This window comes from Streptomyces sp. NPDC058231 (genome assembly GCF_042882275.1).
Classification (GTDB): Bacteria; Actinomycetota; Actinomycetes; order Streptomycetales; family Streptomycetaceae; genus Streptomyces.
This window is the reverse complement of the sequence record NZ_JBHVWN010000060.1, coordinates 22,146-44,776: the sequence shown is the minus strand read 5'-3', so window position 1 is coordinate 44,776 and position 22,631 is coordinate 22,146. Positions and strand designations below refer to the sequence as shown.

Sequence of the window (22,631 nt, the reverse complement as noted above, 5' to 3'; positions counted from 1 at the left end):
CCGCCGATGTTTTTTGGGGTGCGCGGGGGGGTTGCGCGGGGGCGGGGGGGGGGGGCCGCTGGGCCCCGGGGGCACCGCCTGGGGGGCGCCGGCGATACCCCTGGCCGGGACCGGCCACGACCAGTCTTCCGCCGGCACTCACAAGAAGGGGCACATCCCGACCCCGGCGGAGTACTTCGGAAAGTCGATCGGAACCGAAGGCTTCCTGGCCCAATGGGACAAGATGGTCCCGTACTTCGAGCTGATCGGTGCCCGCAGCGACCGGGTGCACTTCGAGGAGATCGGCAAGACCACCCGGGGATACCCCTACGTCCTGCTGACCATCAGCTCGCCGAAGAACCTGGCCAATCTCGACAAGCTGGTCGCCACCAACGCCAGGCTGGCCGACCCGCGAGGACTGTCCGAGGCCGAGGCGAAGAAGCTGGCCACCGAGGGCAAGCCGTTCTACTTCGTGCAGGCCGGCATCCACTCGACCGAGGTCGGCAACTCCCAGGCCGCCATCGAATGGGCCTACCGGCTGGCCACCGAGGAGTCCGAGTACATCGAGAAGATTCTCGACAACCTGGTCATCCTGCTTCAGCCGTGCCAGAACCCGGACGGCATAGTCCTCGTCAACGACTACTTCGCCGCCACGGCCGGTACCGACTACTCGCGCACCTACCCGGACCTGTACAACAAGTACACCGGCCACGACGACAACCGTGACTGGATCATGCTGACCCAGATCGAGAGCAGACACAACGTCTCGATCCTGAACAAGTACCGGCCCCAGGTCTTCCAGGACTCCCACGGCGCCGGTGCCAGCGCTCCCCGGCTGTTCACGCCGCCGTACCTGTCACCGTACGACCCCAACATCGACACCATCCTGGTGCAGCAGACCGACACGGTGGGTCTGGCGATGCAGCGGGGCATGACCGTCGCCGGCATGAAGGGCAACGGCTGGGGCTCGACCTACGACTACTGGTCCCCGTCCCGGCAGTACTGCGTCTACCATGGCGCGGCGCGCATCCTGACCGAGGCGGCGTCCGCCGCCAACCTCGCCTACCCCCAGGTGGGCACGAAGCCGCTCGGCCAGCAGACCACCGACATCAATTTCATCGAGCCGTACGACTCCAACACCTGGACGCTGCGCAACATCATCGACTGGGTCTCCCAGGCCTTCTACTCAGGCATCGAGGCGGTCGCGTACGACAACTACAACTGGCTCTACAACTCCTACCGCGTCGGGGTCAAGGCGGTGACCCGGACCAGCCCGTACGCCTACGTCATCCCAGCCGGGCAGCGTGACCCGCAGGCGGTATACGACGCCCTCGAGATCTTCCACCTCGGTGCCGTGGAGATCCGCCAGGCACAGACCACGTTCACCGCCGACGGCAAGAAGTACCCCGCCGGGTCGTACATCATCTACATGCAGCAGCCCTATGCCGCGTTCGCCAAGACGCTGCTGGAGGTGCAGGAGTACCCGCAGCTGCTGCAGTACCCCGGTGGCCCGCCGCAGCGGCCGTACGACACCACCGCGCAGACCCTGCCGATGCTGCTCGGCTTCGAGGCAGAGCTCGTCACCACGTCCTTCTCGGCCGACACCAAGCTGCTGAGCTCCATCAAGCCCCCGGTGGTCACCACGCCCTCCGCACCGCCGAGCACCGGTGCGTATGCGATCGGACCGGAGTCCTACGGGGTGTTCCGGATCGTCGCCGCGCTGCAGAAGCAGAACATCCCCACATTCCGCGCCGCCGCCCCGTTCACCGACGGCGGTCGCACCTTCCCCGTCGGCACCTTCCTCGTCCCGCCGACCTCTGCGGCCCGGAAGCTCCTGGACACCGAGTCGAAGAGCACCGGCATCCCGGTGTCAGCCGTCGGCGCGGTGCCGTCCGTGGCCGGCGTCCAGCTCAAGGCGGGCACGAGGATCGGTCTGCTCAAGCCCCCGGACAACATGCCGTCCGGCTGGCTGATGTGGGTGTTCGACCAGTACGGAGTGAACTACTCCGTCGTGGAGGCGAGCGACTACGCCGACCTCGCCGGTAAGTACGACGCCATCATCATGCCTGACGGGGTCAGCAAGAACTCCGTCGTCAACGGCCTGAACGCGACGAAGTACCCGTCCGACTGGGCCTGGGCGTTCGGCGTCGGCACGACCGGCTGGAACCAGCTGCACGACTTCGTGACCGGCGGCGGCACGCTGGTCAGCTACGGCAGCGGGACCGACACGGCGCAGTCGCTGTTCAGCCTGCCCATCACCTCCGCCCTGCCCAGCGGCTCCTCCTCGGACTTCTACTGCCCGGGATCGCTGCTGAGCCAGGAGTTCGACACGAACAACCCGGCGGCCTGGGGAGTGCCGGCGAACAACCCCGTGTGGTTCGTGTCGGACGACGCGTACAAGCTGACCAGTACGAGCACCTACCCGGTGGACGTGATCGCCAAGTACCCCGACAGCGGCGATCAGTTGCAGAGCGGCTGGCTGATCGGCGGCGAACACCTCAACGCGGCGGTCAACGGCCTGTCCTGGACGATCGGCGACGGCTATGTCGTCACCTTCGGCAACGAGATCGGGTTCCGCACCTGGAATCGCTCCGAGCAGCGGATGCTCTTCAACGCCGCGTACTACGGGCCGTCCACGAAGCTCACCGCCGACCAGTTCCAGCGTCTCGGAAAGTAGATCGCTTGGTGGGGGCGGGTCCTCCCCGCCCCCACCACCGACCATCCCGTGCCAGACAGAGAGGAAGACACCGGTTGTACCCCGACGACGGAACGTGGACCAGCGCGCTGACCCACCTGGAGTGTGGGCGATGCGCCGAGCAGTACGACGCGGAGGTTCCCCAGAACGTGTGCCGCTGCGGTGCGCCGCTGCTCGTCCGCTACGACCTCGACCAGGTCCGGGCCTCGGTCCGACCAGCGGACATCGCGTCGCGCGGCGCGGACCTGTGGCGGTACCGGGAGCTGCTGCCGGTACGGGATCCCGCGAACGTGATCGCCCTCGGCGAGGGCTGGACACCGATCGTGCCGCTACCCGGATACGGCAAGCGGATCGGGGTACCGGGCTTGCTGGCCAAGGACGAGGGAATGCTGCCGACCGGCAGTTTCAAGGCGCGGGGCGCGGCGGTCGGCGTCTCCCGTGCGCACGAACTGGGGGTGCAACGCCTGACCCTGCCCACCAACGGCAATGCCGGCGCCGCCTGGGCCACCTATGCCGCGCGGGCCGGTATGGAATGCCTGGTCGTGATGCCTGAGGATGCTCCGCAGGTGACCCGCAAGGAGTGTCTGGCGGCCGGCGCCCGGGTGTACATCGTGGACGGCCTGATCGGTGATGCCGGCCGCATCGCGGGACAGGCGGTACGGGACGGCTGGTTCAGCGCCGCGACGCTGCGCGAGCCCTACCGCATCGAGGGCAAGAAGACGATGGGCCTGGAGATCGCCGAACAGTTCGGCTGGCGGGTGCCGGATGTCGTGGTGTACCCGACCGGTGGCGGCGTGGGCCTGATCGGTATCCGCAAGGCGCTCGACGAGTTGACCGCGCTGGGCTGGATCACCGGGCGGCTGCCCCGGTTCGTGGCCGTGCAGTCCAGCGGCTGCGCACCGATCGTGCGGGCCTTCGAGTCGGGGGCCGAGACCGCCGAACCGTGGCCGTCGGACCAGGCACGCACCGTCGCGTTCGGTATCAACGTCGCCAGCGCGCTGGGGGACTTCCTCATCCTGTCCGCGCTGCGCGACAGCCAGGGCACGGCGATCGCCGTCGACGACCGGGAAATCCTCGAGGAGCAGGCCGCCTGCGCGGCCTCCGACGGTCTGCTGATGTGCCCGGAAGGGGCGGCGACGCTGGCCGCGGTACGCCGGCTGCGCGCCGACGGGTGGCTCGACGGGGACGAGGAGGTGCTGGTGCTCAACACCGGCAGTGCGTTGAAGTACGCCGACACCCTCCAGGTCGGCCAGCCGCCCCGTCTGCTGCGCGACGCGGACCTCCCGCAGGAGGCGACCTCCGCGGCCGCAAGGACTCCGCGATGACGGAGTCGCCGAGTGCGGACGGTCCGCCCGCCCAGCCACCCGCCGACCCGCAGACGGCGATGGTGGAGCTGCGCGCGGTACACAAGTCGTACGGCGACGTGGAGGTGCTCAAGGGCGTCGACCTCACAGTGGCCCGCGGTGAGGTGGTTGCCATCATCGGCCCGTCCGGCGGCGGCAAGAGCACCCTGCTGCGCTGCGTCAACCTGCTGGAGCCGGTGACCTCCGGCCAGGTGCTGCTGGAGAACGAGGACCTGACCGGACCCGGCGTCGACCTGAACACGGTACGCCGACGCATCGGCATGGTGTTCCAGCAGTTCAACCTCTTCCCGCACCTGTCCGCCATCGACAACCTCGCCCTGGCGCCGCGCAAGCTGCTGCGGATGCCCAAGGACGAGGCGCAGGATCGGGCCGTCACCTTGCTGGCCCGCGTGGGGCTGGCCGGCAAGGCCGACGCGTACCCGAGGCAGCTGTCGGGCGGGCAGCAGCAACGGGTCGCCATCGCCCGGGCGTTGATGATGGACCCGCACGTGATGCTGTTTGACGAGGTGACCTCCGCACTGGACCCGGAGCTGGTCAGCGAGGTCCTCGACGTGATGCGTGACCTCGCCCGCTCCGGGATGACGATGCTGTGTGTCACCCACGAGATGGGCTTCGCCCGTGAACTCGGCGACCGCCTGGTGTTCGTCGACGGTGGCGTGATCGCGGAGCAGGGCCGCCCGGCCGATGTGCTGGACCGGCCTCGGAACGAACGTACCCGCCAATTCCTGCACAAGGTTCTCAGATAGTCCGCACCAGCGGGCAGAAGGAAAGTTGAGTCATGAGATCGAAATTTGGCATGGTCATCGGTACGGCGATGATCCTGGCCCTCGCCGTCGGCTGCTCCTCCTCGTCCGACGGGTCCTCCTCGTCCGGCGGTGGTTCGGGCAGTTCCACCGCAACCTCCAGTGACCCCGTGGACGTAGGGGCGCCGCTGCCCGACGAGGTGAAGAGCAAGGGCAAGCTGACCGTCGGCGTCAAGTGCGACTACCCGCCGTTCGGATACATCGACGAATCGTCCAAGAACGCGGGCTTCGAAATCGACATCGCCCACCAGTTGGCCTCCTACGCGTTCGGTGACCCCAACGCGCTGGCCCTGACCTGCGTCACCGGAGCCAACCGTGTGTCGTTCCTGACCTCCAAGCGCATCGACCTGATCGAAGCGACGATGAACTACACCCCGGAGCGCGCCCAGACCATCGACTTCTCCACCCCCTACTTCCAGAGCGGCGTGAAACTGCTGGTACCCAAGGACTCCCCGGTCACCGGCTTCGACCAACTGGCAGGCAAGTCGGTCATCAGCACCAGCGGCGCCACCGCCAGCCTCTGGCTGACCCAGTGCAAGAAGGACGTCAAGCAGACACTGTTCACCCAGACCAGCCAGGCACTGACCGCGCTGAACCAGAAGCGCGGCGTCGCGTTCGCCCAGGACGACACCCTTCTGCTCGACCTGGCGGCGAAGAACCCCAAGCTCAAGGTCGTCGGCGACGCCAAGGCCCACAGCCCGTGGGGAATGGGCGTCCGCAAGGGCGACGCGAAGATGCTGGCCTGGATCAACGGCGCCCTGGCCCACATGCAGCAGGCCGACTTCTTCTGGACCGATTTCCAGAAGACCGTCACCGACCCCTCCGTGCAAAAGCAGTTCGCCAAGTACCTGCCCCGGCCGAGCAGCAACCTGACCTACCCGTCCGGCTCCACCCTGACGTGCTGAGCATGCCCGACTCCGGTTACCACTTCGACCCGGGCTTCATCGTCCACCATCTCGACGACCTCGGCTCCGGCCTGCTGCGCACGTTGGCGATCAGCGCCATCGGCATGGCCGGCGCCTTGCTCGTCGGTATGCTGCTCGGCGCGACAAGCACGCTCCGCATACCGATCGCCCGACAGCTGATCACGGTCTACGTCGAGGTGTTCCGCAACACACCACTCCTGGTACAGATCTTCTTCCTCTACTTCGCGCTACCCGAAACCGGGCTGCAGCTCGACGGCTTCACCGTCGGCTGGCTGTCGCTGCTTCTGTGGGGCGGTGCCTACAACGTGGAGAACTTCCGCGCCGGCTTCGAGGCCGTCGAGGCCGGCCACGTCGAAGCCTGCCGAGCCCTCGGATTCCCCCGCGTGGCCGCCTTCCGATACGTCACCCTCCCCCTCGGTGCCCGCACCGCAATCCCGTCGGTCACCAACACCCTCATCTCCGTCTTCAAGAACTCATCGTTCATGGTCGCCATCAGCTACCCGGAACTCACCGAAACCGCCGTCAACGTCGTCGCCGTCACCTTCCGGGTGTTCGAGATGTTTCTCGCCATCGGCATCGTCTACCTGGGACTGGTCTGGCTCATATCACTGGGCGCCGGGGCCGTCGAGCGGCGCTTCGCGATATCAGGAGGACACTGATGCCCCCATGGGTCGGGCCCGTGGCCAGCTACCTCGCCGACGGCCTGCGCGAAACCGCCCTGCTGGCCCTGGTGAGCATCGCCGCCAGCCTCCTGGTCGGAATCCTGCTCGGCGCCGTACTCACCCTGCCCAGCAGGCCGGTCCGGGCGGTGGTCCGGGCCTATGTCGAAATCTGGCGAGGCCTACCGATCATCATCATCCTGTTCTTCATCTTCTTCGTCCTGCCCATCATCGGCGTACGGGTGGACACCTTCGCCGCCGCCGCCATCGGACTGTCCCTATGGGGCAGCGCCAACATGGCCGAAGTCGTCCGCGGCGCCGTCCAGTCGGTACCCGCCGGCCAGGCGGAGGCCGCCGCGGCGCTGGGGTTCTCCTGGACCGGACGCATGCGACACGTCCTCCTGCCCCAGGCCGCCAGGCGAGCGCTCCCCCCGCTGATCGGACTCGTCGTCAACCTCATCCAACAGACCTCACTGGCCGCCGTGATCGGACTGCTCGACATCCTCGAAGCATCGCAACGCTCCATCGAACGGCTCACCCTCTCCGGCGGTTCCTCGCACGCAGTACCGATCCTCGGCGCCGTACTCGCCGTATTCTTCGTCATCTGCCTGCCACTGACGATGCTGTCCCGCTGGTACGAGCGCAGACTTCACTGACGCGCCCGGCCGCAACGGAGCCGAGTCGGGCACGGACAGCGTCCTCGGTACCGACACCTTCCCGAGAAAAGGGGGCACCCGCGACCATGACCGTCCCGCGCCACACCCTGCTTAACGCCGCCTACGACCACCTTCGGGCCGCCGTCCTCGACGGTTCCCTCATCCCGGGGTCCCGCGTCACCGTCCGCCCCCTGACGGAACAGCTCGGCCTCAGCCCAACCCCCATCAAGGCCGCCCTCGCCGCGCTCGAACGCGAAGGCTTCCTCGTCGCCGTCCCGCACCGCGGCTATTTCGTCCCCGAAGCCAGCACCGACGACTTGCTGGAACTGTACGAGCTGCGGGAGGCCGTCGACGGAATCGCCGCGCGCCGGACGGCCGCGGCGCCCGATCACGACCAGGTCGCCGCACAGCTGCACCAGCTGCTGGCCAAGCAGCGCGAGGCCATCGAGGCGAACAACCTGCACACCTACGGGGAATTGGACCTCGCGTTCCACCGCCTCATCTGGGAGGGCTCGGGCAGCCGACGGCTCATCCCCGTAGCGGAGAACCTCGTTGCTCAGGTGCGCCTGGGCAACCGTCTCTCCGCGCAGGCGCCCGGCCGACTGCCGGTCGCCATCGACGAGCACCAAGCCATTCTGGAGGCGATCAGGAAGGGCGACCCGCGCGCCGCGGAGCAGCACATCCGCCGCCATGTCCGCGAAGCGGGCCAGGCGCTGCGGCGCTACCTCGGGGTACAGGCGGCAGCCGAGCAGCCGTGACTCCACGCCGCCCGGTGCGCGGTCGAGCGGGGGAGCAAGAGCGTCAGTTGGCGCGCGCGGGCAACCCTGTGAGGCGGTGTCGGGCATCATGCGCACCCGCACACACGGCTGTCCTCGCGCGCCCTTGAGGAGTCGTCCACGCACAGGCCCGGGCCGCCCATGGACCGGCTCTTTCGCGGCGCGCTGGCACCCTGCGGCCGAAGCGACCCAATCCCGTGGCGATGAAACGGTCCTTCAGCTCGGCGTTCTGGGACTTCGGGCGCGCGATACGGGTGTCTCCGACATCCGGTGCTGATAGCCGAAGAGCGCCCTCTGACTCTGCACCCCACCGGCGGGTCGGAAATGGAGTTGCGATTCACGATTCGGGCGCAATAACGTGCCGCACGTGGCTCGATCTCCCATGCCGCCGGCTTGACCGGCGGTCGAAGGTGCACCCCGCCGACTGCTTCAGGGAGCGGCCGAGACCGGCCCAACCGGACAGAAGCTGGTCAACGTCTGCGAGCGACTGCTCGCTGCCCACGGGCCTGTAGCTCTGCCCACGGGTGACCTGGTCCATGGAGACTTCCGCCCCGGCAACATCCTTTTCCACGGAGACCACGTCAGCGGCGTCATCGACATCGAAGCGCTGGGCAGCGGCACCCGCGCCTTCGACTACGCAACGCTGTTGAGCGCCCACGAAATCACGCCCGAAGCGCTGGAAATGCTCTGCAGCGCCGGCGAGCAAGTCGCCGGCCCCGGCGGGGTGAGCAATTGAGGTGTCTCATGATGTGAAACATTTTGATTCACATTCTGGACGGATGGATAGGGTCGCGCCATGAGTGAACTCGTGGATGTCCCGCCGTTCGCGCGGGTTGAAGAGTTGGGCGCCTTGCCGGGGCGGGTGGTCCTGGCGGACATGAGGTGGTATCTGGACGGCCGTTCCGGGCGAGCAGCGTACGAAAGAGGGCACCTGCCGGGCGCGGTGTTCGTGGACCTCGACCGCTGGCTGACGGGGCCCGCCACGCTGGTGGGTGGCCGGAACCCCTTGCCGTCACCTGAGGTGTTCGCCGAGGGCATGCGGGCCCTGGGGATCAACGACAGCGACATCGTCGTCGCCTACGACGACCAGGGCGGGGTCATCGCCGCCCGGCTGGTGTGGATGCTCCGGACCACCGGACGTCGCGCGGCGATCCTCGACGGCGGACTCTCCGCCTACGTCAAGGCGCACCCGGACTCCCTGACAGCGGATGAACCGGTGCTCGCCCACGGAGACTTCTCCGTGCGCCCCTGGCCGGCGGAAGTCCTGGCGGAGGCCGATGAGGTAGTGGGGTCGGACGTCCTGACGGTCGATGCCCGCAACCGGGACCGCTTCGGCGGAGAGCAGGACCCGGTCGACCCGCGTCCGGGCCACGTCCCCGGTGCGGTGAACGTTCCGTGCCGGGAGAACCTGGACGGTCAGGGACGCCTCCTGCCTGTGCAGGAGATCCGGGACAACTTCGCCGCCGCCGGAGTGGACCAAGGTGTCGCGTCGAAGGTCGTCTCCTACTGCGGCTCAGGAGTGACGGCCTGTCATAACCTTCTGACCTTGGAGTACACGGGCCTCGGCCACGGCCGTCTCTTCGTCGGCGGCTGGTCCGCCTACAGCCGTGACGAGTCGCGCCCGGTAGCAACTGGGTTGGCGATGCTTGTGGTGGCTTTGTAGTTGGTTCGGTCGATGCAGGGGTCTCGTGCCTTGGATCGCCTGGTGGGTCGCGGCGTAGTCCTCGCGTGGGCCGGTGTAGCGCTGGAGCAGGCGCCACTGCCGCAATTCGGCGTCGGCGTGCTCCAAACGCAGCCAGTGAAGCATCGGCCCGAGCATCAGGGCCTCAGCAGTCCGCCCACCCACCAGTCGTGCGGCTTGCCATCGTTGGCGATGCTGCGATTGCGCAGTGTCCCTTCGACGGTGAAGCCGAGTTTCTCGGCGACGGCACGGGAGCCGGTGTTCCCGGCCATGGCCCACCACTCGATGCGGTGCACGTCGAGCGTGGCCCAGCCCCAGTCGCACAGGGCCCGAGCGGCCTCGACCGAGTACCCGCGTCCGCGCTGCTCGTTGACCGCCCAGTAACCGAGCTCCCAGACGCCGCGGCTGATGAGGGTCAGGCAGTACGAGCCGACCAGAGCACCGGTGTCCTTGCGGAACGCGCCGAGGGTGTAGTCCTTGTCCCCGGCCCACTGGGCGGGCAGCTTCTCGCCGACGAGCGTCTCCGCATCCGTACGCCGGTACGGCACCGGCACCGGGGTGTAGAACTGGATGTCTTCGTCCTGGCAGGCTTCGTACACCGCATTCACGTCGGCAGGTGTGAAGGCCCGCAGCAGCAGACGGTCGGTCTCGAGAGTCACTGGATCCATCGCGGCAGTATGACCACCATCAACAAGCGGCGACCAGCGAATATCCCCGACCGAGCACCGCCCATCACAACACCTCGGGCTGGTCAACACTCGTCGCAACACCCCAGATCAGCTACCCCCGAGACGGAGCTACACCCACCATCAATCGCGGACCGAGCCGTTAGCCGAGAGCCTTGGCGAACCAGTGATCCGCCTTGCCATGACCTTCGTACGGGGCGGTCTCCTCGTAGCCGTGCCTCGTGTACAAGGCCCGTGCCTCAGTGAGTTCGGTGTTGGTCTCGCACACGATCCGGACAGCACCCAGCCTCTTGGCGGATTCCTCGACGGCGAGAAGCAGGCCACGGCCCAACCCCGCTCCCCGCCCGGCGGGACGCACATACATCCGCTTGAGTTCCGCAGTCTCGGGATCGCTCCGTAGCAGTCGCAATCCTGCGCAGCCCAGGAACTCTCCCTCACCACCGCGCGCGACGAGGAACTCGCCGGCGGGCGGGCCGAGGTCATGGTGAGAGTCCTCAACAAGCACCGCACGAAGCTCTGCCTCTGTGACCGGACGCCGCAGCACACGCCGACCCATCTCGGTGAAATACTGACGCATCACCACGTCGACACCCGTGCCAATGACAGGCTCCGCCTTGATAGTCCAAGTTGGCATGCAGTCCATGGTCCCGTACTCACCCGCGGCCGTCCACGGTCCTACCGAGGGGATGGTCCCGAGCGACCTCGGTGACCGCCTTGTCCGACGACAGCGCCAGCGCGACGGCATCCCGCTTGAACTCCGCCGTGTACCGCTTGCTCATATTGCTCTTCCTACTCACTACCTGTGGCTGCTTCCTCCGGGACCTTCCGTCCCGGTATCAAGCTGTCCAGGTCAAAGGGGGAGCTTCAGTGGCCGCCTCCACCTTTCCCCGGCCACCGGCACATCGTCAGCCGGGTCCGTGCGCCGTGCTGTCCCGCACCACGAGCCGCGTAGGCACCAGCGTCGTTCCCCGCTCCGCCTCGCCCTGCCGTACCTGGCGCAGGGCGCTCTCCACGCAGCGGCGGCCGACCTCGGCGAAGTCCTGGTGGACCGTGGTCAGCGGGGGAAGGAATGATCCCGACTCAGGGATGTCGTCGAAGCCGATGACCGAGACGTCCTGGGGAACCTTGCGGCCGCGCTCGTGCAGGGCGCGGAGCAGACCGAGTGCCATCTGGTCGTTGGCGGCGAACACCGCGGTGCAGTCGGCCTGTGCGGCCAGGTGGAGGCCCGCGCGGTAGCCCGAATCCGCCGACCAGTCGCCGCGGACGAGGGGTGGCGGCACGCGGCCCGCCTCCTCAAGCGTCCTGCGCCAGGCGTCCGTTCGCCGTTGCGCCGCGTACGAAGCCTCCGGTCCGGCGAGGTGCCACACCGTGCGGTGCCCGAGATCCAGCAGGTGCAGCACGGCGTCCCGCGTGCCGCCCGCCTGGTCCGTGTCGACGACCGCGTACCGGTCACCGGCGTCCGAGTCCGCGACCACGATCTTCACGTGCGGCGGCAGCGACAGGCTCGCCGAGTCGAGCAGATGGACCTCCATGATGACGATGACCGCGTCCACCGCCAGTTCGCCCAACCGGGAGAAGGCGCCGCGCACTTCGTCCTGGGTGGGGACCGCGACAGGCAACAGGGTGACCGAGTACCCCTCCTGGGCCGCCGATGTCGCGATGGCCTCCAGTGTGCGCACGTTGCCCGTCGTGGACAGCGTGAACGTGATCACGCCGATCGTGCGGAAGTCGCCCCGCTTGAGCGCGCGAGCCGCGCTGTTGGGCCGGTAGCCGAGCTCCTTCATCGCCGCGAGGACCCGTTGCCGCGTCTCCTCATTGACACCGGGGAAGCCGTTCGAGACGCGGGACACCGTCTGCGAGGAGACACCCGCGACCCGGGCGACGTCTGCCATCGACGCGTTCTGTGTACGGCGACGGCCACCGGTCCTGCCTCGTGCCGGGGTGCTGTCCGTTTCTCCCACCGTCTTCCCTCACCAGCTGTCTCGTTCGTATACCGAGAGACGGACTCTTGACCGTGATCAACGGGGCGGTGTAGACATGCCGCCACCGAATGTTTACGTAACCATAACAGTCGCCGGGCCCCTGCACGTCGGAATGGTTACGCAAACATCAGGGTCACCACCCGTGAGGGATGTACGAGCGAGGGACGCGAGATGACGACGCTTCAACCGTCGGCGGCCACAGGGCGCCGCCCGGCCGGACCACCGGCGCGACGGGCGCGCCGCTCGTGGACGGGATGGGGGTTCATCGGCCCCTTCGTCCTCGTCTTCGCGCTGGTCTTCCTGGCGCCGCTCGGGTACTCGATCTATCTGAGCCTCTTCAGGACCCAGCTCATCGGCGGCACCCACTTCGTGGGCCTCGACAACTACCGACAGGCCCTGCAGGACGGTCAGTTCTGGGACGGGGTCGGGCGCGTCGGCCTGTTCCTCCTGATACAGGTGCCGATCATGCTGGGCCTCGCCCTGCTGATCGCGCTGGCCCTCGACAGCGGCCGCCTCTACGGCAAGGACTTCTTCCGGATATCCGTCTTTCTGCCATACGCGGTGCCCGCCGTCGTCGCTTCCCTCATGTGGGGCTTCATCTACGGCACCCGCTTCGGCCTGGTCGGCGACATCAACGACGCGTTCGGCGTGACGCTGCCCGACCCGCTCTCCTCCGACCTGATCCTGGCGTCCATCGGCAACATCGTGACCTGGGAGTTCGTCGGCTACAACATGCTGATCTTCTACGCAGCGCTGCGTGTCGTCCCGCACTCGCTGTACGAGGCGGCGGAGATCGACGGCGCGGGACAGTGGCGCGTCATCTCGGCGATCAAGCTGCCGGCCATCCGCGGCGCGCTCGTCATCGCCACCATCTTCTCGATCATCGGCAGCTTCCAGCTCTTCAACGAGCCGGCCATCCTCCAGAAGCTGGCACCGAACGCGATCACCACCGACTACACCCCGAACTACTACACGTACTCGCTGTCCTTCTCCGGTCAGCAGCACAACTACTCCGCGACGGTCGCCATCGTCATGGGCGTGATCACCATGGTCGTCGCCTATGTCGTCCAGCTGCGCGGCATGCGCAAGGGAGCGTGAGCCCAATGACTGGACTGAGCAGTACCACCACCGCTGCCCGGCCCGCGGCACCGCCGAAGCCCACTGCCCCGCGCCTGCGCACCCCGCGCCGCCACACCCCTGGACGCCCCAAGCGGAGTGTCCTGCTGACCGTGCTCACCGTCGTCGTCCTGCTCTACAGCCTCGTACCGCTGCTGTGGCTGCTCATCAGCGCCACCAAGTCACAGCAGGGCCTGGCGCGCTCGTTCGGCCTGTGGTTCGACGGGGACTTCGCGTTGTGGGACAACATCACCCAGACCTTTACGTACCAGGACGGCGTCTTCGGCCGCTGGCTTCTCAACACCCTGCTGTACGTGGTGGTGGGTGCAGGCGGCGCAACCTTCCTCGCCGTCCTCGGCGGATATGCGCTCGCCAAGTTCGACTTCCCGGGCAAGCGGGGCGTGTTCGCGGTCGTCATCGGCGCGGTCGCAGTGCCGACGACGGCGCTGGCTGTCCCGACGTTCCTCATGTTCAGCAAGATCGGCCTGACCGACACTCCGTGGGCGGTCATCATCCCGTCGCTGATCTCGCCGTTCGGCCTGTATCTGATGTGGGTTTTCGCCGCCGAGGCGATCCCCGCCGAGCTGATGGAGGCCGCCCGCATCGACGGCGCGGGCGAGGTGCGCACCTTCTTCCAGGTCGCGCTGCCGCTGCTCGCGCCCGGCACGGTCACCGTTCTGCTCTTCACCACGGTCGCGACGTGGAACAACTACTTCCTGCCGTTGATCATGCTGAAGGACCCCGACTGGTACCCGCTGACCGTCGGACTCGACGCGTGGAACAAGCAGGCCTACGCGGCCGGCGGCGAGGTCGTGTTCAACCTGGTGATCACCGGCTCGCTGATCACCATCGTGCCGCTGATCGCCGCGTTCCTGCTGCTCCAGAAGTACTGGCAGTCCGGTCTCGCTGCCGGAAGCGTCAAGGAGTAGTCCCGGCAGGGCAGTTCAGTCCTCACCGTTCCCGAAAAACCTCCATAGGACCACGACGAAGTGGAAGCATCGCCATGCCCAAGCACCCCCGCCGCCTGCTGCGCGGCATAGGTTTCGTCTGTGCCCTCGCCCTCGGGGCGACCGCCTGCGGCGGCTCCGACAACGACAACTCCGGCCAGAAGAAGGTCGGTGTGGCTGACATCCAGACCGCCCTGAAGAAGGGAGGCACCGTCACCGTGTGGGCGTGGGAGCCCACCTTGAAGCAGGTCGTCGCCGACTTCGAGAAGAAGTATCCGAAGGTCGACATCAAGCTGGTCAACGCGGGCACCGGCAACGACCAGTACAAGGCGCTGCAGAATGCGATCTCGGCGAAGAAGGGTGTCCCGGACGTCGCGCAGATCGAGTACTACGCGCTCGGTCAGTACGCCCTGACGAAGGGTCTGACCGACCTCAAGGCGTACGGTGCCGACAAGTTGGCCGACTCGTACTCGCCCGGCCCCTGGAACTCGGTGAAGTCCGGCGACGGTGTCTACGGCCTGCCCATGGACTCCGGCCCGATGGCGCTCTTCTACAACAAGAAGGTCTTCGACAAGTACAAGATCGCCGTGCCGACGACGTGGGACGAGTACGTCGAGGCGGCCCGCAAGCTGCACAAGGCGGACCCGAAGGCGTACATCACCAGCGACCTCGGTGACGCGGGCCTGACCACCAGCCTTCTGTGGCAGGCCGGTTCGCGGCCGTACAAGGTCGACGGCACCAAGGTGGGCATCGACTTCACCGACGCGGGCGCGAAGAAGTACACCGAGACCTGGCAGAAGCTCATCGACGAGAAGCTCGTCTCGCCGATCGCCGGGTGGAGCGACGACTGGTACAAGGGCCTCGGCGACGGCACCATCGCCACGCTGCCCACCGGTGCGTGGATGCCCGCCAACTTCACCTCCGGTGTGAAGGGCGCCTCCGGTGACTGGCGCGCGGCCCCGATGCCGCAGTGGACCAAGGGGGCGACGGACAGCTCGGAGAACGGCGGCAGCTCGCTCGCGCTGCCCGAGCTCGGCAAGAACAGGGAACTCGCGTACGCCTTCGTCGAGTACGCCAACTCAGGCGCGGGCGTGCAGACCCGCATCGAGAACGGCGCTTTCCCCGCGACCACGAAGGACCTGAACTCCGAGGCATTCCAGAACACCGAGTTCCCGTACTTCGGCGGCCAGAAGGCCAACAAGGTCTTTGCCGAGTCCGCGAAGAACGTGCCCGCCGACTGGAAGTACCTGCCGTACCAGGTGTACGCCAATTCGATCTTCAACGACACCGTCGGCAAGGCCTACATCTCCGGCACGAAGCTGGACCAGGGCCTGAAGGCGTGGCAGGACGCGTCCGTCAAGTACGGCACGGAGCAGGGCTTCACCGTCGAGAAGTAGCACCTGACCTACGAAGTTCTCCTTCGCGCCATCGGACCTCGAAAGGACCTGCATGACCGCCCCCCTCACCTCCCGTTTCCCGTACCCGGCGGGCAGCGACGGCAGCCGACGCCTCGGCTACGGCGCCGATTACAACCCCGAGCAGTGGCCGCGGGAGGTGTGGGAGGAGGACGTCCGGCTGATGTGCGAGGCCGGCGTGAACATCGTCTCCCTGGCGATCTTCTCCTGGGCCCGGATCCAGCCCACAGCCGACACCTGGGACTTCGGCTGGCTCGACGAGGTCATGGACCTGCTGCACGCGGGCGGCATCGGCGTCGACCTGGCCACCGCGACCGCGTCCCCGCCGCCGTGGCTCACCACCGCCCACCCGGAGATCCTGCCGGTGACCGCGACCGGCGAGACACTCTGGCCGGGCGCGCGCCAGCACTGGCGACCCACCTCACCGGTCTTCCGCACCCACGCACTCCGTCTGGTACGGGAGTTGGCGACGCGCTACGCCGGCCACCCCGCCCTGGTCGCCTGGCACGTCAACAACGAGCTCGGCTGCCACAACGTCTACGACTACTCCGACGACGCCGCCCACGCCTTCCGCGCCTGGCTGCGCCGCCGCTACACCACTCTCGACGCACTCAACCAGGCCTGGGGAACGGCCTTCTGGTCCCAGCGCTACAGCGACTGGGTCCAGATCCTTCCGCCGCGCCTCGCCGCCTCGCATCCCAACCCGACGCAGCAGCTCGACTTCAAGCGGTTCTCGTCGGACGCGCTCAAGGACCATCTGCTCGCGGAGCGCGAGGTGCTGCGCGAGCTGACCCCGGACGTGCCGGTGACCACCAACTTCATGGTGATGGGCGGCACGAAGGGCATGGACTACGCGGACTGGGCGGGTTCGGGAGCGATCGACTTCGTCGCGAACGACCACTACGTCGTCCCCGGCCCGCAGGACCGCGACGAGCTGTCCTTCGCCGCCAACCTGACCAGCGGCATCGCGGCCCATCGCCCGTGGTTCCTGATGGAGCACTCCACCAGCGCCGTGAACTGGCAACCTGTCAACCTGGCGAAGAGACCGGGGGAGTTGGCGCGAGACTCGCTGCTGCACGTGGCGCACGGCGCCGACGCCGTCTGCTTCTTCCAGTGGCGCCAGTCGGCGGCCGGAGCCGAGAAGTACCATTCGGCGATGGTTCCGCACGCCGGTGCCGACAGCGAACTCTTCCGCTCCGTCACCGAGTTGGGCCGAACCCTCGAAGCGCTCGCCCCCATCGCCGGAACCGAGCGTGAACCAGGGCGCGTGGCCGTCCTGTTCGACTGGGACTCGTGGTGGACCAGCGAGCAGGACTCCCACCCCACCTCGCGGCTCGACTACCATCGCGAGGCCCTCGACTGGTACTCCGCGCTGCTGCGGCTCGGCATCCGCGCCGACGTGGTGCCCGCGCACCGCCCCGGCCTCTCCTCGTACGACGTGGTGATCGCACCGGTGCTGCACGTGGTGCCCCAGCCGCTCGGTAAGGAGCTGACCCGGTACGTCGAGGGCGGCGGACACCTCGTCACCACGTACTTCTCCGGCGTCGTCGACGAGAACGACCACATCTGGCTCGGCGGCTACCCCGGCGCTCTGCGCGAGCTGCTCGGCATCCGCATCGAGGAGTTCGGTCCGTTGCTCGACGGCGCCACCGTCGACCTCGACAACGCGACGACCGGCAGCCTGTGGACCGACCGGATCACCGTCACCGGGCCGGACGTGGAGGTGCTCGCCAGCTACCGCGGCGGAGCGTACGCCTCCCGCCCGGCCGTCACACGCCGTACGGCGGGCGGCGGTTCGGCCGCGTACGTCTCCACCCGACTCGGCGCCGAAGGGCTCGCCGCACTGCTGCCGGACCTGCTCGCGCCGGCCGGCGTGGCCAGCGAACTCCCGGACGAGGCACGAGGGTCGGTGGAGCTGACCGTGCGCCGCGACGCCGACAGCCGCTACCTCTTCCTGGTCAACCGCAGCAACGTGTCGGTGCCGCTTCCCGGCGTGACCGGTGAGCTGCTCGTGGGTCCCGCGACGGAGGGCGTCCTCGTGCTGCCACCGCGGGACGTCGCCGTGCTCCGGCAACCCGCCCTCTGAATCGCACCACAGCAGTACCGACTGTCCGCCGATACATACAATTGAGGAGCACACGTTGGCACGCCGTACCCGCACCGGACGACTCCTCGGCCTCGTCGGCACCGCCGCCCTGGTCGCCGGAGCCGCCCTCACCACCGCCCCGCCCGTGACGGCCGCAACATCGACCGCCGCCGCCGTCACGGTGACCCTCGACCCCTCGTACCGGCAGCAGAAGTTCGAAGGCTGGGGCACCAGCCTCGCCTGGTTCGCCAACGTCACCGGCGGCTACCCGAAGGAGATCCGCGAGAAGCTCGCCAACCTTCTCTTCGGCGACGACGGACTCGCCCTGAACATCGCCCGCTACAACATCGGCGGTGGCAACGCACCTGATGTGAAGGACTACTTGAGGGCCGGGGGAGCGGTCGACGGTTGGTGGAAGGCCCCCGAGGGAACCACCCACGACGACACCGACTGGTGGAGCGCCGACGACCCGGCGGTCTGGAACCCGGACGCCGACGCGACGCAGCGCTGGTGGGTGAGCCGGATCAAGGACGACATCGACCACTGGGAGACGTTCAGCAACTCGCCGCCGTACTTCATGACGGAGAGCGGCTACGTCTCCGGCGGCTTCGACGCGACCAAGGACCAGCTCAAGGCCGACTCGGTCGACGACTTCGCCGCGTACATGGCAGGTGCCACGAAGCGCCTGGAGAGGGCGGAAGGCATCAAGGTCGACACCGTCGACCCGTTCAACGAGCCCAACACCGGCTACTGGAAGACCACGCTCGGCACCGACGGCAAGCCGACCGGCGGCCGTCAGGAAGGCGCACACATAGGCCCCGAGCTCCAGCAGAAGGTCATACGCGCCCTCGCCCCCGCGCTGAAGCAGGCGAAGACCGGTGCGGAGATCTCGGCCATGGACGAGACCAACCCGGGCATATTCTCGACGAACTGGAACAGCTACCCGGCCGACGTGAAGAACCTCGTCGGGCAGATGAACGTCCACACGTACGGTACGGGCGGCCGTACCACCGTCCGCGACCTCGCCAAGGCGGCCGACAAGCCGCTGTGGATGAGCGAGGTCGAGGGCGACTGGGGCGACGGACAGTCCTTCACCGACATGCGGCCCGGCCTCGGCCTCGCCCAGCAGATCGTGGACGACCTGCGAGAACTGGAGCCCACCGCTTGGGTGTTCTGGCAACCGGTCGAGGACTACGACAACATGAAACCGGGCGGAGAGTCCGCCAAGGGCGGTAACTGGGGCAGCATCCAGGTCCCGTTCAGCTGCACATCGAAGGACACCCTCGAGAGCTGCCCGGTCTACACGAACACCAAGTTCGACACCGCGCGCAACTTCACGCACTACATCCAGCCCGGTGACAGTCTGATCAAGACCGACGACACCAGCAGCGCAGCGGCCGTCTCCGAGGACGGCAAGGGTGCGACGGTCGTCCACGTCAACAAGACCACCGACGCCCGCACCGTGAGCCTTGATCTGTCGAAGTTCGGTCACATCCGCCAAGGCGCCACTGTCACCCCGGTCGTGACCAGTGCCGACGGCAAGCTGGCGCGGCACGACGCCGTCCCGGTCAGTGACAAGAAGGCCACCTTCACTGTTCCCGCGCAGTCGGTGACCTCGTTCGTCGTCGACGGGGTGTCCGGTGTCGCGAAGGACGCGGCGCCCCTGCGGAAGGGGCACACGTACGAGCTGACGGGCGTGCAGAGCGGGAAGGACCTGACCGTCGCCGACGACGGCAGCAAGCTCGTCATCAAGGCCGACGCCTCCGCCGCAGGCCAACAGTGGCGGCTGCGGCAGACCAGCGGCGAGGGCGCGGACAACCGTAAGCGGTACGTGTTCACGAGCGCGGCGAGCGGCAGGCGTCTCGCCGTACGCGACGACGTCCCGGTCGTCGAACCCGACAGCGGACGGCGTGACGCGGCCACCCGGTGGATCGCGTCGTCGACCGGCGACGGCACCTGGACGCTCGTCAACGCCGGGACCGGCAAGCTCCTGGAAGTCGGCGGTCAGGCCACGAACGACGGCGCCGCCGTCAGCGCCTGGCAGCCCAATTCCGGGGCGAACCAACTATGGAAACTCACCGACGTGACTCCGTAGACGTACTGCCGGCTGCCGCCGACGAACAGCCTGTCGGCTACGACTCCTTGGGCTCTGGCCGATGAAGAGCGGGCCCCGGCAGCCGGGCGGTACGGCCCGAAGACAGCCCGTCAGGGTGTCAGTCAGTGGCAGGGCCACGACCACCGGAACCCGCTGCGAGTATCGATGTCAGTGGGAGCCGGGACAGCGGATCCGGCGGCGACCAGGAGCGGGTCCGCCACTGTGTGCTCAATGTCCGCACCCTGCAGGTACGCGGAAGAGTCGTGTATCCGACGGGCCCCGCCGACAGTTGTGTGCGCCCCTTCGGAGATGGGACCTGGCTCACCTACGACGGTCGGAGCGCGACACTCAATCGCTGGATCGAAGCCTCGTCCTGAGTGGAGCGGCGAGCTCGCGCCGAGCTTCTCGCTGACGGTGGCGACCACCGCGTCCGACGGACGGTGGCTGACACAGGCGTACGTCGGTGCGGTGACCCGGTTGCCCGGCAGTTGCGACCACTTCGGATCGAGCGGCCGCGGCCAGGGAGCCGGCGGCGACCTGGTGCCAGGAGGCTGAAACCGTCTTCCTGCTCGTGGCCCGAGACCGACGGCACAATTTGCGTGGATCCGGGTCCGCCGTGCCTGGCAAGCTGACGCGTACCGAAGGGGCGTAGCTCAGATGGCCAGAGCGCCGGTCTCCAAAACCGGATGCCGCAGGTTCGAATCCTTCCGGGTGAACAGCGCCTGACCAGGCACGGAGCATCAGAAAGGCCCCTCGGAGTGATCTCCGAGGAGCCTTTTGATCTTCCATGGGAACGCCATGGGAACGAGCCGTCAGGCAGCGTCCTCCGTGGGAACGTCGCCTTCGCCTTCCGTGGGAACGTCGGGCTTCACCTTCGGTTCCTGGGCGACGTCCCGCCGTGCTGGCGACTTGCGCGGAACCAGAGCAAGCGGGGCCTCGGCTTGAGCCTCCTCGAACTGCGGCAGCACCGAGGTGTACGTGTCAGCGGTCAGCGAATAAGAGGAGTGCCCCAGCAGAGTCTGGATGGCCTTCATCTGCAGGCCGGCGGCCAGAGACAGGGTTGCCGCGCAGTGTCGCAGGTCGTGCAACCGCACCGGCGGCAGTCCGAGTTTCTTCATCAGGCGCATGAAGACCTGCGACAGATACTCCGGGTGGTACGCGCCTCCGTCCTCCCAGGTGAACACCAGGCCCGTGTGCTTCCAGGTTTTGGCGTTCGCCTCCCAGTCGGCACGCTCCTTGTCCTGCCGCTCGCGCCACAGTTCCAGCAGCTTCCGCGTCTCCGAGTCGAGCTTGATCGTCCGCTCGCCGCTCTCGCTCTTGGGGGTGTCCTCCCACACGTCGTACGACGAGGCCACCAGCTGCTCGCCGATATGCACGGTGCCCTGCGCCAGGTCGGTCTCCGCCCACGGAAGGCCGACCGCCTCGCCGCGGCGCAGCCCTCTGAAGACCATCAGGTGGAGCATCGGGTACAGGCGGTGCTCGGCGACAGCGTCCAGGAACTCCCCTGTCTGCTCAGGCATCCACACCATGACCTTGCCGGGCTTCTCACCGGTCTGGCGCCACGCCTCGATCCGGGCCGGTGTCCATACGAGCGGCTTGGGGCGGAGGTACTTCGGCAGGACGACGTGCTTCGTCCAGTTCTCAGCGATCAGCTTCTCTTTCACGGCGTCTTCCAGGGCGCCGGAGAGGGTGTTGAGCATGTTCCCCTGCGTGCCGGGGCCGGTCACATGCCAGGGCTGGGCGCGGGCTTCCTTCAGGGCGGCCTTGGCATCTTCCCACGCCTGTCGCAGCTCCTTGGGCCGGGGCCGCTCCATGCTGTCCTTCCAAGCGGCGTGGGCGGCGCGTTCGGCCGCGAGGGCCTGATGGGCCTTCACGTGGTTGGCTGCGTGGACCTCGTTGTCGGCCCACAGCTTCTCGAACATCGCCTGGATGTGGCGGGTGCGCAGCGACAGGAGCTTGATCGCACCGAGGTAGGGGATGAAGATCCGGTCGATGTAGTCCTCGTATCCCTTGCGGGTCGACTTCTTCAGGTCGACGCGTTTGGCGAACCAGCGGTGCAGGTGGTCGGCCACGGTTTCGTTGCTGAGGACGTCCACGCCGCCCTCGGCGAGCTTCCACACCTTCTCGGCCTGGGTGGCCGCGTCCTTCTTCGTGCGGTAACCGCCCTGCTTCGCCCGGGGCCGACGCTTGCCGTCCGGGCCGGGCGGCAGCTCGACGGAGTAGTACCAGGACCCGTGGTCGCGGCGCGTGAGCTTGGGGCAGGTCTTCTCCAGGTAGCCGATCTTCTGGTTGCCGTCACTGTCCAGGACCGGTCTGCCATCCTTGTCCACCATCGGGCCCTTACAAGAGCACCGTTTGTACGTCTTGTCTTCAAACACCGTCCAGTCCCCCCACCCCAATACCGGGTTGTCACTATCAGCGCACATTCTTCCCTAACGGGGCAGATGAGGGCTGCTCCTTACGAGACGTCCCGTGTATGGTGTGGCACATGTTGGCGCGGGGGAGATCGCGACAACGAAATGGCGACGACAAGCACTCCGGACGCCGATCAGCGTGGGATGAGCCTCGACGAGGTTCTGGCACTGCCCGCGACGGTCAACGTCGTGACCGCGGCCCGCGCACTGGGCATCGGGCACAACAAGGCGTACGACCTGATCAAAGCCGGACAGTTTCCTGTGCGTACGCTGTCAATGGGTGGCAGAGTGCGCATTCCCACGGCAGCCCTGTGGGAGGCGCTGGGTGTCGGCCCGCTGAGACGTTGACGT

The 22,631-nt window shown here is 67.5% G+C and carries 20 protein-coding genes; 15 read left to right on the top strand and 5 right to left on the bottom strand.

Features of this window, described 5'->3' with window-relative positions:
- Positions 1–223: 223 nt before the first annotated feature.
- From ACFVXE_RS29955 to ACFVXE_RS29915, 9 genes are all read left to right on the top strand, one after another.
- Positions 224–2,656 carry a M14 family zinc carboxypeptidase gene (locus tag ACFVXE_RS29955; RefSeq protein ID WP_389675855.1) on the top strand — a complete coding sequence of 811 codons (2,433 nt, stop codon included), beginning with the start codon at positions 224–226 and terminating at the stop codon, positions 2,654–2,656.
- A 74-nt stretch (positions 2,657–2,730) separates the two neighbouring features.
- Complete coding sequence (locus ACFVXE_RS29950) at positions 2,731–3,999, top strand: threonine synthase (protein ID WP_389675853.1); 1,269 nt, start codon at positions 2,731–2,733, stop codon at positions 3,997–3,999.
- 59 nt (positions 4,000–4,058) lie between these two features.
- A complete protein-coding gene (locus tag ACFVXE_RS29945) occupies positions 4,059–4,784 on the top strand; it encodes an amino acid ABC transporter ATP-binding protein (protein WP_389675861.1) in 726 nt (241 codons plus the stop codon).
- Positions 4,785–4,816: 32 nt separating this feature from the next.
- Positions 4,817–5,746, top strand: a complete 930-nt coding sequence (locus ACFVXE_RS29940; protein WP_389675851.1) for a transporter substrate-binding domain-containing protein — start codon at positions 4,817–4,819, stop codon at positions 5,744–5,746.
- 2 nt (positions 5,747–5,748) lie between these two features.
- Entirely contained in the window at positions 5,749–6,426 is a 678-nt protein-coding gene (locus tag ACFVXE_RS29935; RefSeq protein WP_389675849.1) for an amino acid ABC transporter permease, read from the top strand.
- Complete coding sequence (locus tag ACFVXE_RS29930; RefSeq protein ID WP_389675847.1) at positions 6,426–7,082, top strand: amino acid ABC transporter permease; 657 nt, start codon at positions 6,426–6,428, stop codon at positions 7,080–7,082. The genes ACFVXE_RS29935 and ACFVXE_RS29930 overlap by 1 nt, the downstream gene beginning before the upstream one ends.
- 86 nt (positions 7,083–7,168) lie before the next feature.
- A complete protein-coding gene (locus ACFVXE_RS29925; RefSeq protein ID WP_389675845.1) occupies positions 7,169–7,840 on the top strand; it encodes a GntR family transcriptional regulator in 672 nt (223 codons plus the stop codon).
- A gap of 442 nt (positions 7,841–8,282) precedes the next feature.
- Positions 8,283–8,594, top strand: a complete 312-nt coding sequence (locus tag ACFVXE_RS29920) for a phosphotransferase (protein ID WP_389675859.1) — start codon at positions 8,283–8,285, stop codon at positions 8,592–8,594.
- A gap of 60 nt (positions 8,595–8,654) precedes the next feature.
- Entirely contained in the window at positions 8,655–9,521 is an 867-nt protein-coding gene (locus ACFVXE_RS29915) for a sulfurtransferase (protein WP_389675843.1), read from the top strand.
- Between the two features lie 155 nt (positions 9,522–9,676).
- Here ACFVXE_RS29915 and ACFVXE_RS29910 read toward each other — a convergent pair whose 3' ends face one another.
- The 4 genes from ACFVXE_RS29910 to ACFVXE_RS29895 form a co-directional block, all read right to left on the bottom strand.
- A complete protein-coding gene (locus ACFVXE_RS29910) occupies positions 9,677–10,207 on the bottom strand; it encodes a GNAT family N-acetyltransferase (RefSeq protein ID WP_389675842.1) in 531 nt (176 codons plus the stop codon).
- A gap of 160 nt (positions 10,208–10,367) precedes the next feature.
- A complete protein-coding gene (locus tag ACFVXE_RS29905) occupies positions 10,368–10,868 on the bottom strand; it encodes a GNAT family N-acetyltransferase (RefSeq protein WP_389675840.1) in 501 nt (166 codons plus the stop codon).
- 10 nt (positions 10,869–10,878) lie between these two features.
- Entirely contained in the window at positions 10,879–11,004 is a 126-nt protein-coding gene (locus ACFVXE_RS29900; RefSeq protein ID WP_389675839.1) for a transposase, read from the bottom strand.
- A gap of 126 nt (positions 11,005–11,130) precedes the next feature.
- Positions 11,131–12,117: a LacI family DNA-binding transcriptional regulator gene (locus tag ACFVXE_RS29895; RefSeq protein WP_389675837.1), complete on the bottom strand. Its 987-nt coding sequence runs from the start codon at positions 12,115–12,117 to the stop codon at positions 11,131–11,133.
- Between the two features lie 261 nt (positions 12,118–12,378).
- Between ACFVXE_RS29895 and ACFVXE_RS29890 the strand changes: the two genes are divergently transcribed.
- From ACFVXE_RS29890 to ACFVXE_RS29870, 5 genes are all read left to right on the top strand, one after another.
- Positions 12,379–13,305, top strand: a complete 927-nt coding sequence (locus tag ACFVXE_RS29890) for a carbohydrate ABC transporter permease (protein WP_389675835.1) — start codon at positions 12,379–12,381, stop codon at positions 13,303–13,305.
- A gap of 5 nt (positions 13,306–13,310) precedes the next feature.
- Positions 13,311–14,252, top strand: coding sequence for a carbohydrate ABC transporter permease (locus ACFVXE_RS29885; RefSeq protein WP_389675833.1), 942 nt, complete (start codon positions 13,311–13,313; stop codon positions 14,250–14,252).
- Between the two features lie 74 nt (positions 14,253–14,326).
- Positions 14,327–15,667 (top strand): ABC transporter substrate-binding protein, encoded by a 1,341-nt coding sequence (locus tag ACFVXE_RS29880; RefSeq protein ID WP_389675831.1) that lies wholly within the window; start codon positions 14,327–14,329, stop codon positions 15,665–15,667.
- A 52-nt stretch (positions 15,668–15,719) separates the two neighbouring features.
- Positions 15,720–17,771 (top strand): beta-galactosidase, encoded by a 2,052-nt coding sequence (locus tag ACFVXE_RS29875; RefSeq protein ID WP_389675829.1) that lies wholly within the window; start codon positions 15,720–15,722, stop codon positions 17,769–17,771.
- Between the two features lie 55 nt (positions 17,772–17,826).
- Entirely contained in the window at positions 17,827–19,866 is a 2,040-nt protein-coding gene (locus tag ACFVXE_RS29870) for an RICIN domain-containing protein (RefSeq protein ID WP_389675827.1), read from the top strand.
- 812 nt (positions 19,867–20,678) lie between these two features.
- Here ACFVXE_RS29870 and ACFVXE_RS29865 read toward each other — a convergent pair.
- Complete coding sequence (locus tag ACFVXE_RS29865; RefSeq protein ID WP_389675825.1) at positions 20,679–22,199, bottom strand: tyrosine-type recombinase/integrase; 1,521 nt, start codon at positions 22,197–22,199, stop codon at positions 20,679–20,681.
- A 186-nt stretch (positions 22,200–22,385) separates the two neighbouring features.
- Here ACFVXE_RS29865 and ACFVXE_RS29860 point away from each other — a divergent pair, with 186 nt between their 5' ends.
- Positions 22,386–22,628 carry a helix-turn-helix domain-containing protein gene (locus tag ACFVXE_RS29860; RefSeq protein ID WP_389675823.1) on the top strand — a complete coding sequence of 81 codons (243 nt, stop codon included), beginning with the start codon at positions 22,386–22,388 and terminating at the stop codon, positions 22,626–22,628.
- The last annotated feature ends 3 nt before the right edge of the window (positions 22,629–22,631 follow it).